The following is a 16,670-nucleotide window of genomic DNA, read 5'->3' as shown; positions in this document are numbered from 1 at the left end:
CTCCTTTAGTTGTCATTAACGTAAACAAGAATAAAAAAGCACCCCCACCACCAAAAAATGGTGACGGGGGCGCTTGGCGCGGTCCCACCCCGGATCCCTGCTTTTTCACAAAACCAGACTCAGTAGGTTCAATCATTAAACCCGTGGGGATAACGGCCGCCGACCGGCCCACGCTTACTGCCTTCAGCGGGGCAACTGACAGGGGTGATTCACTTTACCGGTTTGGTCGGCTTTCACCAGTTCCGACTCGCTGGACAAATCAAGTCAAGTTACTAGTCTGCTCGTGGTTGTTAATGATAATCTAATCGAATTCTCATTCTTTGTCAAGGGCCGCGAAAAAATTGTGGGCAATTTGTTGGTACACGGCCGGCGCAGCGAGAAATTCCGCGAGGTTCAAATGTTCATTTACCTGGTGCGATTGGGTGTCATCGCCCGGGCCGTATTCCACGAAGGCAAAATCCGGATTGCCCTTAACGTACATCGACGCGTCAGTGGCGCCCTTGGAAATGACGACGGGTGCGTCAACTTGGTTAATTTCCTTCACGGCGGCTTGCACCTGGGTGATAAATGGGTTGGCGGGGTCCGTGACGACCGGAGCAAAGTCGCCGACTACTTCTAGCTCCAAGGCCGCCCCGCCTTGGTTGAGGCGCTCAATAATGGCTTGCAAGCGGGCTTGGGTCGCTTGGTTGTCGCATTCCGGAATGGTGCGGACATTGCCCTTTAAAAAGGCCGCGTCGGGGATCGTATTTAACTGTTCACCCCCGTGCAGGACCGTAATCGAGTGGACCAAGGCGCCTAAGACCGGATTGTCATCGACCTCATCAAACGCCGTTTGTTCGGCGTTGATGAAATCAACCAGGTCCATCAAGGCGTTGTGACCAAGGGCGGGGGTGGAACTGTGGACGGCTTTGCCGCGGGCGTGGACGATGTAATCAAAGGAACCGCAGTGGGCGTATTCGATCGTTTGGGAAGAAGCTTCGGCCATGACCAAGGCCCTAACGCCCGCTAAGTAACCGCGTTGGGTCAAGGCCGTGGCGCCCGTACCGCTGCCTTCTTCGTCACCAGATAGCAGGAGCCGAATCGTGCCCGTCTTGGGCAGTCCAGCGGCATGCAACTCGATCAAGGCAATGACGGTTGCAATCAGCCCGCCCTTCATGTCAACGGCGCCCCGTCCGTAGATGGCACCATCATGGATTGCCGCCGCAAAGGGGTCCGTTTGCCAGGCGCCGGCTGCATTGGGCGCGACCGTATCGAGGTGGCCAGCAAAGGCCAGAATTGGTTCTTGGCCCGTCCCAATTTCGGCGACCAGGCCCGCCCGGTGGGGGGCGAATTCGACCAGTTCACTTTGAATGCCGTGTTCAGCCAGGACTTGCTGGAGCCACTGGGCCAGGGGGGCTTCGTTGCCGTTGGCGGTATTAAATTGGATCGCCTTTTTTAATAAGGCGAGGCGCGCGTTGTCTTCCATCTCGATCAGCCTTTCTCATTTATTTTTAATCTACTCTCATCATACGAGAGCCGGAAAGAAAAGTAAAGTTAGTTGGCATGCAAAAAGTGGAATTGACCGTGGCGCTCAAAGCGGGCAGCGATTTGCAGCAGTTGCAGTTCTTGGCCCTTGCCGGCGATAAATTGAATCCCGAGGGGTAGCCCGGCGTCAGTCACGTAGGTTGGTAAGCTGATCGCCGGTTCCCCTGTTAAGTTGGCTTGCTGGGTAAAGGGCGAGCGGGTCAAAGCGGCCAGCCACTGGTCCCAAATGAACTGTTGTTGCTCCGCCGGGTTTAGTTCGGTAATGTGGGCCATGGTGGCCAACTCAGCAGGGGTATTCAAGGGCTGGTCGATGCGTGGGGCGATCGTGGCCGTGGTCGGCGTCAGCAAAAGGTCGTATTGCTCGTGGAAACGGGCCATTTGTTCACCAGCCAAATCCCAGGCACTTAAGGCCCGGCTGTACTGACTGGCCGAGACGTGGGTCCCGGTTTGATACAGGGCCCAGGTGAGCGGTTCCATGTCGGCTGGGGTAACCGGCCGCCCCAACCCAGCGGCAATTTGGTCAAACATTGCCGCCGTTTCGCCCTCATTCATCAGGTAGTAGGTCTCCATTAATTGGCGACCGTTGGTGGGCCAGTCGACTTCTTCAACGGTTAAACCTTGCCCTTGTAAAAAGGTCACGGCTTGTTGGACGGCTTGCACGGCTTCATCGTCAACCGGAGTGCCAACTGGTGAGGTGGTTAAATAACCAATTTTAAGGGGTGGTAATTCGTTTAAACGGTCAGTAAAACTGGCGGCTAAGGGAACCTGGAAGACGGCCGCTGGCTGCAACGCTTGGAGAGCTTCCAAGAGCCGGGCCGTGTCGGTGACGGAGCGGGTAATGGCAAAACTGCCGGCCGCTCCTTGCCAAGAACGCCAGTCGGTCGGACCGGTCACGATTCGTCCGCGGGTCGGTTTTAAGCCGATGGTTCCGGTCCAAGAGGCTGGAATCCGGATGGAGCCGCCGCCATCGCTAGCAGCGGCCAGGGGGAGGAGTCCGGCAGCGACCGCCGCCCCGGCCCCCCCGGACGAACCACCCGGGTAGTAAGCAAGATTCCACGGGTTATGCGCATCACCGTACATTTGGGAATCAGTTACGTTTTTGAAGCCAAATTCGGGATAATTGGTTTGACCGATAATTACAAACCCGGCTGCTTCCAAGGCCTTGGTAAAATTGCTGGATTGGTGAGCAATTTGGTCGGCAAAGAGGCGGTTGGCGTTGGTCGCAGGCAAGCCGGCTTTGGCTTGTCCCAGACCCTTGAGTAACAGCGGGACTCCCAAGAAGGGTTGCCCGTGATCGACCAGGCGGTCAGCATCCTGTTCGGCTTGGGCGCGCCGTTCGCTGATCACGGCGTTAAGCTGGGGATTTTGCCGTTCAATTTGGTCAAAAGCGGCCGCAATCAGCTCCCGGGCACTGACTTGCTTGGTGCGCACCAAGTGGGCTAAATGCGTTGCCGACTGTAACATCAGATTTTCACTCATCGCAAGCATCCTTTCCAAAAAAACAAATTTTAGTGGCTAATTGGTTCTTATCTTACCACTTATTTCTTGTAAGCGCTTGAATTTAGTGGTTAAATTATATACGATTTGAGGGTAAATGTTAATAATTCTTAAAAGGTGGGATGCAAAATGGAAGCTTTGTTGCAACAGCTCTCGATTCCGGGCTATTTTGATGCGCCATTGGCCGTGTCGTCCTTGCCAACGATTCTAAGTGGGTTGCCGATGTCGTTGTTGTTGTTGGTGATTTGCTTTAGTTTGGCAAACGTCTTGGGCTTTGTCATCATGTTGATGCGGATCAGTCGTTTTAAAATCTTGCAGTGGCCGGCCCGGTTTTATATTTCCTTTTTCCGGGGGGTGCCGATGCTGGTCGTTTTGTTTTTGACTTACTTTGGGTTGAACCTGGATGCGATTCCAGCGGCCATTTTATCGCTGACGATTGTGCCAGCGGCCTTTATTGCTGAATATTACCGGTCCGCCTTTATTGCCATTGACCCGGGCCAGTTAGAAGCGGGGTTGTCATTGGGCTTTTCCTACCTTGGGGTGGTCTACCACATTCTCCTGCCCCAGGCCTTTCGGATTGCAATTCCGTCCTTGGGGAACGTCTTGTTGGATTTGTTTAAGGGCACCTCATTGGTAGCGATGATCACGGTTTCCGAAATGTTTATGCAGGCCAAAATCGTGGCCGGGGCCAACCAGGATTACATGACGATCTATATCGTGATTGCCATCATTTACTGGTTGGTTTGCTGTTTGATGTCCTTTGGCCAAGATGTCTTAGAACGCTACTTAAATCGTCATTTTGCGCAATAAAGCACAAATGGGAGCGCTTGCTTTTTTGGTAAAATCACTTATCATGTAACCATCAACTTTAGGAGGCAGTACTATGTTTTTCAAATCACGTCGGATGAAATTAGCGGCGGTCGCGGCAGCGGCCTTGTTGGTCGTTGGGGGCTTGACAGCGTGTGGTAAAAAGTCAACCGCCACGCCAAAAACTTTAACCGTTGCGACTTCCGGGACGCTGTATCCAACCTCATATCATGACTCCAAGACCAAGAAGCTGACGGGTTACGACATTGAAGTTGTCCGGGCCGTGGCCAAGGATTTGGGGATGAAAGTCAAGTTTAAGGAATACAACGTCGATGGGCAATTGGCCGCGGTTAAATCCGGGAAGGCCGACTTAGCCGTGAATGATTTTGCCATCTCACCAGCCCGGCAAAAGCAATTCTTAATGTCAACGCCATTTAAGCACTCCTTTAACAGTATCGTGGTGCGGGCCAGCGATGACTCTGGGATCCATTCTTGGGCCGATATTAAGGGCAAGAAAGCGGCCGGAGAAGCCGGGACGGGTTACCAACGCTTAGCCCAACAATTGGGGGCCCAATTGGTCAACTACGATAATGTTTCAAATGACGTCTACTTAAAGGACGTCAAGAACGGCAAGACGGACTTGATTATGAATGACTACTACCTGCAAAAATTAGCCCTAAAGGCAGTGCCGGACAGTGGTTTGAAGATTTTGCCAAACATGTACTTTACCACCAACCTCGATGGCGCTGGGGAAGGGATGATTATTAACAAGCAGGATAAGGCCCTGCAAAAGAAGATTAATAAGTCCTTAAAGAAGCTGCTCAAGGATGGAACGATCAAGAAGATTGCCGAAAAGTACTACGGAGCGGACGTTACCAAGCAACCACAGGTCCACATCTCCAAGCACTTTACGATTTCTGACCAATACACTGGCCGCAATTAGATAGAATGCACAAAGTCCCGCACGCTGCGATCGTGCGGGACTTTTTCTTACATAATTTAAAATTAAACCGGCAAAAACTTAAAAAATCAAGATTATTTAAGCGTTTGTGCTGGTGTGAGCAAATTAATTATTCAGGGGCAAGGTGGGGGCGCCTAATTGGGCAATCAAAGCCGGATCGTGCTCCACTAATAGCATGGTCGGGCGGACTTGCTTTAACAGCGCCAAGATTTGATCCTGATTAATTAGATCGAGATAGTTAAAGGGTTCGTCTAAGAAGTAGAGGTTGGCGGGGGTCAGCAGACAGGTTGCCAGGGCCAATTTGCGTTGCTGCCCGAAACTGAGTTCATCGGTGGCGTGGGTAAATTCAGCGCGGGCCATCCCGAGCTTGAAGAGAAAGTTGAGTAAGGCAGGATAATCAAGCTGGTGATCCTTGGCGTATTCGCGGAGGGATTGGTGGGCAAAGTGGACTTGCTGGGGGAGGGTGGCCAGCTTTAGCTCCGGGGTAAACTGCAGGGTGGTCGTCGGGGTGTGGTGGTCAATTGCGTGCTGTAAAGATCTTAAGAGGCTGGTTTTGCCGCAGCCATTGGGACCGGTAATGATTAATTGCTCGCCGCGTTTAAGGGTAAAATCGAGCGGCCCCAGTGAGTGAGTAGGCAGCGCCAGGGTCAGGTGGCGGGCCGTCAAGACCGTCGCGTGGTGGCCCGCTTGCCAGGCCATTGTCAGCGGCGCACTGGTTTCGAGGTTGGCTAGCAGACCCTGGCGCTGGGCGGCTTGGTCGTTTAAGCGCTTGACCAGGCTTTGCGAACGTTTCATGGCCCGGGCGGCTTTGGCGCCCAAAAAGCCCTTGTCACCGTGACTGGCCCGCTCCTTTTTGCGCTCAGCCTGTTGGGCCCAGTGGCGGCGTTGCTCGGCGGCTTGGTGGAGGCTGACAATTTCTTTTTTGAGGCGCTGGTTTTGCGCGGCGTTAGTCTGATCGCGCCGGGCCTTTTGCTGGCGGTAATTGGTGGCGTTGCCCTGTTGCAGGGTCAGCTGGGTGGCCTCGATTGCCAAGACATGGTCAATGACTTGATCCAAAAAACGCCGGTCGTGGCTGGTGACGATGTAGCCCTGCTTTTTGTGGCGGAGGTAATTGGCAACGACCGCCCGGGTCGGGGCATCGAGGTGGTTGGTCGGTTCGTCCAGTAAGACAAACCGGCGGGGATCAGCAAAGGCGAGGGCCAGCAGGGCTTTGGTTTGTTCACCGCCGGACAGCGTGGCAAACGGCTGCCAGAGAATCGTTGGCTCACAATTCAGCTGGGCTAATTCCCGCTCGATTTCCCACTGTTCGGCCGGACTGGTGGCCTGCAGGGCAAAGAGGGTTAATTGGTCGGAATCAGCGACTGGGTGGGGGTAATATTCAAAAGCCACCGGGGCGGTGATGGTCCCCTGGGCCTTCAGCTGGCCCAACAGCAATTTTAAGAGGGTCGTTTTCCCCCGGCCGTTGCGCCCGAGCAAGCCGAGTCGCCAATTGGTGTCAAGGGTTAAGTTGACGTGGTCGAAGAGGGGCGCTTGGCCCGGGTAGGCAAAGGTTAAGTTTTTCATGGTTAAGGTTGGCATTCAATCAATCCTTTCAAGGGGACTGACGACCAATTAAAAAAGTCCTGTCGGGATGACAGGACTTTGGCGGTGGCCCAAAAAGACCGCCCACTGAGGGGCTCTCCACACGATAGTCTAATCTTGTCATCGCCAAATCAGCCGTCGTAAGGGACGGGAAACTTGGTTGGTCTGGACAAGATTAGTTCAACAAGGGCGGATGCCACCTTTCGTAAAATGATAGGTTGATTGTAACAAGCTTGGCCAATCGTGTCAACGAAATAGCAGCAAAAAAGGGGCTAAGAACGCGGACGCTCCTTAGCTCCTGATGAAATTATTCCTTCGCGTCGGCGTCTTTGCCGGCGTTTGGGCTGGCAACGTGGTAATCGCTGTCGCGCATGGCTTCTACAGCCCCGAGCCGGTAGCCGTTACCGACTTGGGAGAAAAAGTCGTGGTTGGAAGTCGTGGTTGAAATCCCGTTCATAACCACTGGGTTGACGTCTTCATCGGTGTCCGGGAAGAGCGGATCTTGCCCGAGGTTCATCAACGCCTTGTTGGCATTGTAGCGAATAAAGGTTAAGACATCATCGGTCCACCCGACTTGATCATAAAGCAAGTGGGTGTACTTTTCTTCGTTGTCGTAGAGGTCGTACAAGAACGTGTACATCCAATCTTTGATTTCTTGTTGGCGCTTGGTGCTTAATTGCCGCATCCCAACTTGGAACTTGTAACCGACGTAAGTCCCGTGCACGGATTCATCCCGTAAAATCAGTTTGATAATTTCAGCCACGTTGTTCAGTTTGTTGTGACCTAAGTAATACAGCGGGGTGTAGAAACCAGAGTAGAAGAGGAAGGTTTCTAAGAACACGTTGGCAATCTTCTTTTTCAGCGGATCTTCTTCGGGGTCTAAGTAGAGATTTCCGATCCGGATGGCCTTGCTTTGCAAGAATTCTTCGGTATCGGACCACTTGAAGATTTCTTCAATTTCGTCGGGCGTATTCAAAGTCGTAAAGATGGTGGAATACGATTTGGCGTGGACGGATTCCATAAACTGAATGTTGTTTAAAACCGCCGTTTCGTGTTGGGTCTTGACGTCTTGCTTTAAGGCCGTCATCCCGGCTTCAGATTGCAAGGTGTCTAACAGGGTCAACCCCCCAAAGACGTGCCCAACCACCCAGCGGTGATCGTCATCCAGTTCGCGCCAGTCATCCAGGTCGTTGGAGACCGGGATCCGGGTATCAAGCCAGAATTGCTCCGTGAGCTTTTCCCAGGTTGCTTTGTCAATCATGTCGGAAACTTGGTTCCAATTGATCGCTTCATAGTTTTTGATTGCCATGGTGTTTGCCTCTCTGTCTGCTAGTTTCTTTGAAAATCGGGCTGGTAAAACCACGTTTTCGATTATATCACGTTGGTACGATGCTTGTGCAGTCGCTTAAATGACACAGGATTCACATTGGTTCGCACCGATTTCGGCACTGTCATCCGTAAAGGTCCGGATGTAGTAGATTGATTTGATGCCCCGTTGGTGGGCGTAGTGACGCAAGATGTTTAAGTCCCGGGTCGTCATCTTGTCGGTGCCGCCGTCCTTCCATTCGTACATCCCGGCCGGAATGGTCGAACGCATGAAAAGCGTCATCGATAAGGACTGGTCGACGTGTTCTTGGGCCGCCGCATAAGTTTCAATGACCGAACGCATATCAGTATCGTACGCAGACTTGTAGTATGGCATTGTATCATTGTTTAAGTATGGGGCCGGGTAGTAAATCTTGCCGATCATCTTTTCTTGCCGTTCTTCGATGCGGTTGATGATTGGGTGCAGGCTGGAAGTGGAATCGCCGATGTAAGAAGTCGAACCATTCGGGGCGACCGCTAGCCGGTAGGCATTGTAAAGTCCATCGGCTTGAATTTTGGCTTTTAATTTCGCCCAATCCGCGGGACCGGGGATAAAGAAGCCTTGGAAGAGTTTCTTGACGGCCGCCGTCTTTGGCCCCCAGTCTTGGCTGAGGTACTTGTCAAAGTAGGAACCATCGGCGTAGGCACTCTTTTCGAATTCATAGAAGCTTTCGCCCTTTTCCTTGGCGATTTCGTTGGAAGCCACCAACGTCCAGTAGTTTAACAACATGAAGTAAACCCCGGTAAATTCGATGGCCACTGGACTGCCGTATTGGATGTGGTGCTTGGCCAAGTAGCCGTGCAGCCCCATCGCGCCCAGCCCGACGGAGTGGTAGAGGTCATTGCCCTTGCGAATGGATGGGACAACGGTCAGGCTTTCCGCGTCTGAAATGTGGGTCAAGGCCCGCATCATGGCCCGGATCGACCGGCCCAGGTCTGGGCTTTCCATCAGGTTAGCGACGTTGGTTGAGCCTAAATTACAAGAAACGTCGGTCCCTAACGTTTCATAGGATTGGTCATCGGCAACCACGGATGGCGATTGGACTTGGGCGATTTCGGAGCACAAGTTGCTCATCGTGATCTTCCCAAAGACCGGGTTGGCCCGGTTTTCGGTGTCTAAATTGACAATGTAAGGATAACCAGATTCTTGTTGCAACTTGGAAATTTCATCTTCCAATTCCCGGGCATCAATCCACTTCTTGGTAATTTCCGGGTTGTTGACCAGGTTGTCATATTCCTTGGTAATGTCAACGTAAGCAAAGGGTTCGCCGTAGACCCGTTCGACGTCGTAAGGGCTAAAGAGGGCCATTTGCGCGCCGGCTTCAACCAGTTCATAGAACTTATCCGGGACGGTAATCCCTAAGGAGAGGGTCTTAAGCCGGATTTTTTCGTCGGCGTTTTCTTTCTTGGCCGATAAAAAAGCGACAATGTCGGGGTGGAAGACCGACAGGTACACGACCCCGGCCCCTTGGCGTTGGCCTAATTGGTTTGAGTAGGAGAAGGCGTCTTCCAATAACTTCATGACCGGGACGACCCCACTGGCTGCACCCTTGATCTTCTTGATTGGGGCCCCGGCTTCCCGTAAGTTGGTCAGGTTGATCCCCACGCCGCCCCCAATCTTAGACAGTTGCAAGGCGGAGTTGATCGTCCGGCCGATCGTGTTCATGTTGTCGGTCGCTTGAATTTCAAAGCAGGAAACAAATTCCCCGCGCCGCTTGCGCCCGACATTTAAGAAGGTCGGGGTGGCCGGTTGGTAGCGTTGGTGGATCAATTCATCGGCCAGATCCATGGCTAAATCTTCATCCCCGCCAGCCAGGAATAAAGCGTTCATTGCGACGCGATCGATGTAATTTTCCAAGTAGTATTCCTTATCGTCGGTCCGCAGGGCGTATTGGGCATAAAATTTGTAAGCGGCCATAAAGGAATGGAACTGGAAGCCGGCACCCTTGAGGTAATCGTACAGCCGGGTAATGAAGGTCATTGAATATTGTTCAATAAAGTCCCGTTCGATGTAGTCGTGATCCATCAACCAGTTCAACCGTTCGGCCACGGAACCAAATTGCTTGGTGTTGGGTTTAACATTCGTAGCCAAGAAATCTTGCAAGGCTTCTTGATCCTTGTTTAATTGAATTTGGCCATTTTTGGGAATGTTGATTTCATTGTTTAAGTCAAAGTATTTAACTTGGGTCAGGTCGATATCAGAGAGTGCCATGGTGTTAAATTCTCCTTCAAGTCAAATTTGTTACATAAAAAAAGAGTGGTGGTCAATTTTCAAACCTCCCACTCGACATGGTTGGGCTGCCGGGGGCACGCCCCAGCCTTATTTCTGGGGGGACCCTAGGCCAATTGCTTGAGCATATCCGGCCGGAAACCGGTAAAAGCTGACCCGTTCGGTAACTTAACTACCGGTGTAGCCTTAAATCCTTCTTGCTTTAATGCATCAACGAATTCGGGTTGTTCATCAATGTTGTGTTCAATAAAGTTGACGTGGTGTTGTTCTAAGAAACGCTTGGTCATCGTGCATTGGATGCAGTTATTTTTGGAAAAGACAGTTACCATCATTAAGTCCCCCTGTTACGAATTTGTTGAATTAAAGTATAGCGGATTTTGCGGAAAAAGCAATTTAAAAACCACCATATCTCGTGGTCGATAAAAAATCGAATACAAGATATGGTGGATAAAAACGGACTTTGATTCGCTTTCAATCACCAGAAAAAAAGATTTGAAAATGATTTTTAAGTCATTTGAACCGTGGTGATCAACGAGAATTTATTATACACTGGTTCAGAGAAAAAAACAGTAAAATGCGCGGAGGAAAAATGAGTCAAGATGAAAAATACATGCGTGCAGCCTTAGCTGAAGCGCGCCAAGCCGAATTGTTGGGGGAAGTGCCAATTGGGGCGGTGGTCGTGTACCAGGGCCAAATCGTGGGGCGTGGCCACAACATGCGGGAAAAATTTCAAGATGCTACCTATCATGCTGAGATGTTGGCCATTATGGAAGCCTGCCAAACCTTGGGGAGCTGGCGCTTGGAAGATTGTGATCTGTACGTCACGCTCGAGCCTTGCATTATGTGCAGCGGGGCGATTATCAATGCCCGGGTCAAGCGGGTGATTTACGCGGCGCCTGACCCCAAAGCCGGGGCCGTGGCGTCACTTTACCATTTATTGAATGATGAGCGGTTGAACCACCAAGTTGAAGTCGTAGCCGGGGTGTTGGCAGCGGAAGGCGGTGAATTGCTGCGGCAATTTTTCCGGGGGATTCGCCGCCGGAAAAAGTTGGCTAAGCAAGCGGCCAAACAAAATAATTGAGAAAAGACTGGTAATTTGGGGGTAAATACGGTAAAGTAGTACTTGCCGTTATGGCCGTAAAGCAAGGTTGGACTCGCGAACCGTGTCAGGACCGGAAGGTAGCAGCACTAAGGATGCTCCGGCTTGTGCTTTATGTACATATTTTGGAATGCCACTGGCGCAGGAGGATAATTCTGCCCGGTGGCTTTTTTCGTTGATCCAAGCATGGTGGCCACAAGGTCAGTCCCAACCGCCTTTTCCCGATAAAAAAACAAATGAGTGAATTGGTTAACAAACGTGACGGGGTTATCTACAATAAGTGTGTAAGGGTTTTCTTAATGATTGACAGAAAGGGGAAATTTACATGCGTGGATTTGCAATGTTGGGACCAAACAAGACCGGGTTTATTGAAAAACCAGATCCGAAAGTTGGCCCGCGCGATGCCTTGGTAAAGCCACTGGCCGTGGCGCCATGTACGTCTGATATTCACACCGTCTTTGAAGATGCGATTGGCCCGCGTGAAGACATGATTTTGGGGCACGAAGCCTGCGGGGAAATCGTTGAAGTCGGCTCCGAGGTGCAGGACTTTAAGGTGGGTGACCGGGTTTTAGTTCCAGCCATCACCCCCGATTGGTCGAAGGTGGAATCGCAAGCTGGCTACGCGGTCCACTCCGGCGGGATGCTGGCCGGCTGGAAGTTCTCCAATATTAAGGACGGGGTCTTTGCGACCCGCTTCCACGTTAACGACGCCGACGGCAACTTGGCCTTATTGCCAAAGGAAATCGACCCGGCCGTTGCGACAATGCTATCGGACATGATCCCGACGGGCTTGCACGCTTCAGAATTGGCCGGGGTCGAGTTTGGGGACACCGTAGCCGTAATCGGGGTGGGCCCAGTTGGCTTAATGGCCGTGCGCGGTGCCGTCTTACACGGCGCGGGCCGTTTGATTGCCGTGGGTTCTAACGACCGGCCGATTACTTTTGAAGTCGCTAAGAAGTATGGCGCCACGGATCTGGTTGATTACCACGCTGGTGATTTAGCAGACCAAATCTTGAAGTTAACCGATGGCAAGGGCGTGGACAAAGTTTTGATTGCCGGTGGGGATGCTGCCCACACCTTTGATCAAGCGATGCGGATCCTCAAGCCCGGTGGCGCGATCGGGAACGTTAACTACTTGAACGGACACGATGATGTGGTCTTCAATGCCGCCAACTGGGGAGTCGGGATGAGTCACAAGACCCTGCACGGTGGCCTGATGCCTGGTGGCCGGCTGCGGATGGAAAAGCTGGCCTCCTTGGTCGTTAACGGCCGGATTGACCCATCTTTGATGATTACCCAACGGTTTGAAGGCTTTGAACACATTGCCGATGCGGTTGAATTAATGCACAAGAAGCCAGCCGACGTGATCAAACCGGTGGTCATTTGCAACGATATCGATTAAGGCCGTAACTGTGGTTAGCAGTGGGGAAACGAAATTTCTCCACTGTTTTTTTATTCGCTGATCAAAGGCGCAGCGAAGGCGAGTTATTAGTTTCAATTGCATATTGATCATGTTAAAATGGATTTTGTGAATTTTAAATTAGAATGGAAAAATACCGGTTATTTTAGGTAACTACGGCCGGCAAATCTGATGAGGAAGGACAGGACGCATTAATGGCGAACATACTCAGAAAGTGGATTGAAAGTGACCGGCGGGAATTGCGCCGGATCAATAAAATCGCAAATAAAGTGGAAAGCTATGCCGATCAGATGGCAGCGCTCTCTGATGACCAGTTGAAAGCGAAGACAACGGAATTTAAAAAGCGGGTTCAAGAACAAGGAGAAGATCTGGATCACTTGTTGCCCGAAGCCTTTGCGGTGGCCCGGGAAGGGGCCAAGCGGGTCTTGGGGCTGTACCCATTCCACGTGCAAATCATGGGGGGCATTGTCCTGCATGAGGGGAACATCGCGGAAATGAAGACCGGGGAAGGGAAGACCCTAACGGCCACAATGCCGGTCTACTTAAACGCCCTGAGTGGGAAAGGGGTACACGTAATCACGGTTAACGAATACCTGTCAGAGCGGGACGCCGAAGAAATGGGGCAACTGTACAACTGGCTGGGATGCTCGGTCGGGGTCAATGGGACCGAAAAGACGCCGGATGAAAAGCGGGCAGCTTACCAAGCCGATATTATGTACTCGACTAACAGTGAAATCGGGTTTGACTACTTGCGTGACAACATGGCAGTCTACCAAGAAGATCAGGTGCAACGGGGGTTAAACTTTGCCTTGGTCGATGAAGTGGACTCCATTTTAATTGACGAAGCGCGGACGCCTTTGATTATTTCCGGTCCCGGGACGGGGACGTCCAAGCTCTACCAACAAACGGACCGTTTCGTTAAGAAACTGCAAGAGGAGCAGGATTACAAGATCGACTTGGAATCCAAGACGGTTGCTTTGACGGACGAAGGGATCCAAAAGGCTGAAAAATACTTTAACTTGAAGAACCTCTATGATCCCGACAACACCGCCTTGACTCACCACTTGGATCAAGCCTTGCGGGCCAATTACATCATGTTAAAGGATAAGGATTACGTGGTTTCCAACGGTGAAGTCTTGATCGTGGACTCCTTTACCGGGCGGGTAATGGAAGGCCGGCGCTTCTCCGATGGTTTGCACCAAGCCATCGAAGCCAAGGAACACGTGGAAATCCAGGAAGAAAACAAGACGATGGCCAACATCACCTACCAAAACCTGTTCCGGATGTACAGCAAACTGGCGGGGATGACTGGGACGGCCCGGACCGAAATGGAAGAATTCCGAGAAATCTACAACATGGAAACGATCTCGATTCCGACTAACCGGCCGGTTGCCCGGCAAGACGAACCCGACTTGCTGTACCCGACGTTGGAAAGCAAGTTTACGGCGGTGGTCAAGCGGATCAAGGCCTTGCATGAAAAAGGGCAGCCCGTCTTAGTCGGGACGGTGGCCGTTGAAACGTCGGAATACCTGTCGCACCTGTTAGACCAAGAAAAGATTCCCCACGTGGTCTTAAACGCGAAGAACCACGCGAAGGAAGCCGAAATTGTTAAGAACGCCGGGCAAGTGGGCGCCGTCACGATTGCGACCAACATGGCCGGGCGGGGGACTGACATCAAGCTCGGACCAGGGGTCAAGGAACTCGGCGGGCTGGCGGTGATCGGGACCGAACGGCACGAATCGCGCCGGATTGATAACCAACTGCGGGGCCGTTCCGGTCGGCAGGGGGACCCAGGTTTATCCCAGTTCTACCTTTCCCTGGAAGACGACTTAATGAAGCGGTTCGGGGGTGAACGGATCAAGGCCTTCTTGGAACGGATGAAGGTGGACGGTGAAGACGCCGTCATCAAGAGCCGCTTTTTGACCCGCCAGGTTGAATCCGCGCAAAAGCGGGTCGAAGGGAACAACTACGACTCGCGGAAAAATGTGTTGCAATACGATGACGTAATGCGCGAACAGCGGGAAATCATCTACAAAGAACGGCAACAAGTGATTACGGAAAAGCAATCATTGAAGTGGGTCTTGATGCCGATGGTCAAGCGGACGATCCAACGCGAAGTCGACCAACACACCTTAGGGAACCCAGAAGACTGGCAATTACAAGGGATCTTGGACTTTGCCACCGAGGTCTTGGTCAAGCCCGACCAGATCAGTATGCGCGATTTAGTCGGCAAGGATGCCGATCAAATCGTTGATTACTTGATGAGCCTGGCCGAAGGGGTTTACAAGGATAAGCAGCGGCAGCTCTACGACGCAGCCCAAATGCTGGAATTTGAAAAAGTCGTCATCTTGCGGGTGGTGGATTCACACTGGACTGATCACATTGACGTTATGGACCAATTCCGGCAGTCGGTGGGGCTGCGGGGATACGGCCAGTTGAATCCGCTGGTCGAATACCAAACCGCGGGTTACCACATGTTTGAACAGATGATTGCCGACATTGAATACGAAACGACCCGGCTCTTTATGAAGTCGGAAATTCGGCAAAATGTCACCCGTTAAAGTCTAACGTTAACGATCGGGGCGTTCCCAATCGCAAGGGGAACTTTGCATTGGGGCGCCCATTTTGGTTTAAACGACGCTTTGCCAGGCCAAAAATAAAGGAGTAATTATGGAATTAAGTGAAGCAAAAAAGCAGTTAGAAGCCATGCAATCACAGATTGCGCGCTTCGGGAGGTCTCTTTGACTTAGATGCCTTAAATGAAAGCATCGCCTTAAACGAACACCGGATGGCCGAACCGGACTTTTGGCAAGACCAACAAGCGGCCCAAAAATTGATCGCCCAAAATAATGAATTGAAGGAGCGCCGGGATACTTTTACGGACCTCCAAGCCGCGGTGCGGGATTTAGCCGACACGATTGAATTATTGGAGTTAGAAGCCGATCCGGCTTTGGCCGCGGAGTTAGCCACCAACCTGAAAACGACCCAAGCGCAACTGGAAGCCTACCGGTTGAGTCAGCTCTTAAGTGAACCTTATGACGCCAAGGATGCCATTTTAGAAATTCACCCGGGAGCCGGGGGGACGGAAGCCCAGGACTGGGGCGAAATGTTGTTGCGGATGTACACGCGGTGGGCGGACCAGCACCACTTTACGGTTGAAGTGGCGAACTATGAAGCTGGTGAAGAAGCCGGGATTAAGAGCGTAACCCTCTTGATCAAGGGGCACAATGCTTATGGTTACCTGCATCCGGAAAAAGGGGTGCACCGCTTGGTGCGGATCTCGCCATTTGATTCGGCTAACCGGCGGCATACTTCCTTTGCTTCAGTCGACGTCATGCCGGAATTGGATGATGACGTGGAGGTCAACATTGATCCCACCGACTTACGGATTGATACCTTCCGTTCGAGTGGGGCCGGGGGCCAACACATCAACAAGACGGAATCGGCGGTGCGGATTACCCACTTGCCAACCGGGATCGTCACGGCGTCCCAGGCGGAACGTTCCCAGCTGCAAAACCGGGTGACGGCGATGAACATGCTGAAGTCGAAGTTGTACGAATTGGAACAGGAAAAAAAGGCCCAGGAACGGGCGCAACTGGAAGGGGAACAAGCGGAAATTGGCTGGGGGTCGCAAATTCGCTCGTACGTCTTTCACCCGTATTCCCTGGTTAAAGACAACCGGACCAGTTACGAGACCCACGATGTTCAAGGGGTCATGGACGGAAACCTGGATCCGTTCATCAATGCCTTCTTACAATGGAAGTTAAGTCAAAAGACCCAGGATTAATTGCGTTCTGCTAACGGAGAAAGTAAGATTAAGACAATTAAGACAACTGACTTTGGAAAGGAGAAGGTAACGATGGCAAGTCGACATGGCCAGTCCCGGCGGTTAACGCGTTCGGCAACCGACCGGCGGTTAAGTGGCGTTTGTGGGGGCTTAGGTGCTTATTTCGGGGTCAAGCCCTTGATTTTTCGGTTAGGGTTTGTGGTGTTTACCTTGGTGACGCAAATTGTCCCCGGGTTAATCATCTACTTGTTAATGACCTTAGCGATGCCCGCTGATCCCCACGCCCCGGCTTGGTCCAACTTCTTTGGCCCGGGGGCGGCGCCCAAAGCTGCCCCGAACAAGCGCAAAGAATTGCATGATGTTGAAGAAAACGACATTGAGCCAAAGGAGTAGCAGGTC

13 protein-coding genes and 1 other RNA gene are annotated in these 16,670 nt (G+C 51.9%); 8 read left to right on the top strand and 6 right to left on the bottom strand.

What is annotated here, in order from left to right:
• Nucleotides 1-313: 313 nt before the first annotated feature.
• Together BN54_RS09130 and BN54_RS09125 are read right to left on the bottom strand one after the other, a co-directional pair.
• The gene (locus tag BN54_RS09130) at nt 314-1,465 is read right to left on the bottom strand and encodes an ArgE/DapE family deacylase (protein ID WP_019206894.1); all 1,152 of its coding nucleotides are present in this window, start codon (nt 1,463-1,465) and stop codon (nt 314-316) included.
• Between the two features lie 68 nt (nt 1,466-1,533).
• The gene (locus BN54_RS09125; protein WP_040470200.1) at nt 1,534-3,012 is read right to left on the bottom strand and encodes an amidase; all 1,479 of its coding nucleotides are present in this window, start codon (nt 3,010-3,012) and stop codon (nt 1,534-1,536) included.
• A gap of 138 nt (nt 3,013-3,150) precedes the next feature.
• Here BN54_RS09125 and BN54_RS09120 point away from each other — a divergent pair, with 138 nt between their 5' ends.
• On the top strand, nt 3,151-3,831 hold the full coding sequence (locus BN54_RS09120; protein ID WP_019206892.1) for an amino acid ABC transporter permease: 681 nt from the start codon (nt 3,151-3,153) through the stop codon (nt 3,829-3,831).
• 73 nt (nt 3,832-3,904) lie between these two features.
• Nucleotides 3,905-4,771 carry a transporter substrate-binding domain-containing protein gene (locus BN54_RS09115; protein ID WP_019206891.1) on the top strand — a complete coding sequence of 289 codons (867 nt, stop codon included), beginning with the start codon at nt 3,905-3,907 and terminating at the stop codon, nt 4,769-4,771.
• A 123-nt stretch (nt 4,772-4,894) separates the two neighbouring features.
• On the opposite strand, the gene abc-f is transcribed toward BN54_RS09115, so the two are convergent.
• The 4 genes from abc-f to nrdH all read right to left on the bottom strand — a co-directional run bounded on the left by abc-f (nt 4,895) and on the right by nrdH (nt 10,294).
• A complete protein-coding gene (gene abc-f, locus BN54_RS09110) occupies nt 4,895-6,367 on the bottom strand; it encodes a ribosomal protection-like ABC-F family protein (protein ID WP_019206890.1) in 1,473 nt (490 codons plus the stop codon).
• Nucleotides 6,368-6,677: 310 nt separating this feature from the next.
• Nucleotides 6,678-7,679, bottom strand: a complete 1,002-nt coding sequence (nrdF, locus tag BN54_RS09105) for a class 1b ribonucleoside-diphosphate reductase subunit beta (RefSeq protein ID WP_019206889.1) — start codon at nt 7,677-7,679, stop codon at nt 6,678-6,680.
• 96 nt (nt 7,680-7,775) lie between these two features.
• Nucleotides 7,776-9,947: a class 1b ribonucleoside-diphosphate reductase subunit alpha gene (nrdE, locus tag BN54_RS09100; protein WP_019206888.1), complete on the bottom strand. Its 2,172-nt coding sequence runs from the start codon at nt 9,945-9,947 to the stop codon at nt 7,776-7,778.
• A gap of 125 nt (nt 9,948-10,072) precedes the next feature.
• Complete coding sequence (gene nrdH, locus BN54_RS09095) at nt 10,073-10,294, bottom strand: glutaredoxin-like protein NrdH (RefSeq protein ID WP_019206887.1); 222 nt, start codon at nt 10,292-10,294, stop codon at nt 10,073-10,075.
• Between the two features lie 260 nt (nt 10,295-10,554).
• On the opposite strand from nrdH, the gene tadA reads away from it, so the two are divergent.
• The 6 genes from tadA to BN54_RS09070 all read left to right on the top strand — a co-directional run bounded on the left by tadA (nt 10,555) and on the right by BN54_RS09070 (nt 16,664).
• Entirely contained in the window at nt 10,555-11,046 is a 492-nt protein-coding gene (gene tadA / locus BN54_RS09090) for a tRNA adenosine(34) deaminase TadA (protein WP_019206886.1), read from the top strand.
• Nucleotides 11,047-11,094: 48 nt separating this feature from the next.
• Nucleotides 11,095-11,191: signal recognition particle sRNA small type (ffs, locus tag BN54_RS10085), an RNA gene on the top strand.
• A gap of 198 nt (nt 11,192-11,389) precedes the next feature.
• A complete protein-coding gene (locus BN54_RS09085) occupies nt 11,390-12,466 on the top strand; it encodes an NAD(P)-dependent alcohol dehydrogenase (RefSeq protein ID WP_019206885.1) in 1,077 nt (358 codons plus the stop codon).
• Nucleotides 12,467-12,678: 212 nt separating this feature from the next.
• Nucleotides 12,679-15,045, top strand: coding sequence for a preprotein translocase subunit SecA (gene secA, locus BN54_RS09080; RefSeq protein WP_019206884.1), 2,367 nt, complete (start codon nt 12,679-12,681; stop codon nt 15,043-15,045).
• A 109-nt stretch (nt 15,046-15,154) separates the two neighbouring features.
• Nucleotides 15,155-16,271, top strand: a protein-coding gene (gene prfB / locus BN54_RS09075; RefSeq protein ID WP_191976457.1) for a peptide chain release factor 2 whose coding sequence is annotated in 2 segments (ribosomal slippage) — nt 15,155-15,226 and nt 15,228-16,271 — 1,116 coding nt in all. Because the reading frame shifts where the segments join, the coding sequence is not laid out codon by codon here.
• A 72-nt stretch (nt 16,272-16,343) separates the two neighbouring features.
• Nucleotides 16,344-16,664 (top strand): PspC domain-containing protein, encoded by a 321-nt coding sequence (locus BN54_RS09070; RefSeq protein ID WP_019206882.1) that lies wholly within the window; start codon nt 16,344-16,346, stop codon nt 16,662-16,664.
• Nucleotides 16,665-16,670: the final 6 nt, after the last annotated feature.

This window comes from Limosilactobacillus ingluviei str. Autruche 4 (assembly GCF_000312405.1).
Taxonomy (GTDB): Bacteria; Bacillota; Bacilli; order Lactobacillales; family Lactobacillaceae; genus Limosilactobacillus; species Limosilactobacillus ingluviei.
The sequence above is the reverse complement of the archived record's forward strand: the minus strand, read 5'-3'. Positions and strand labels throughout refer to the sequence as shown.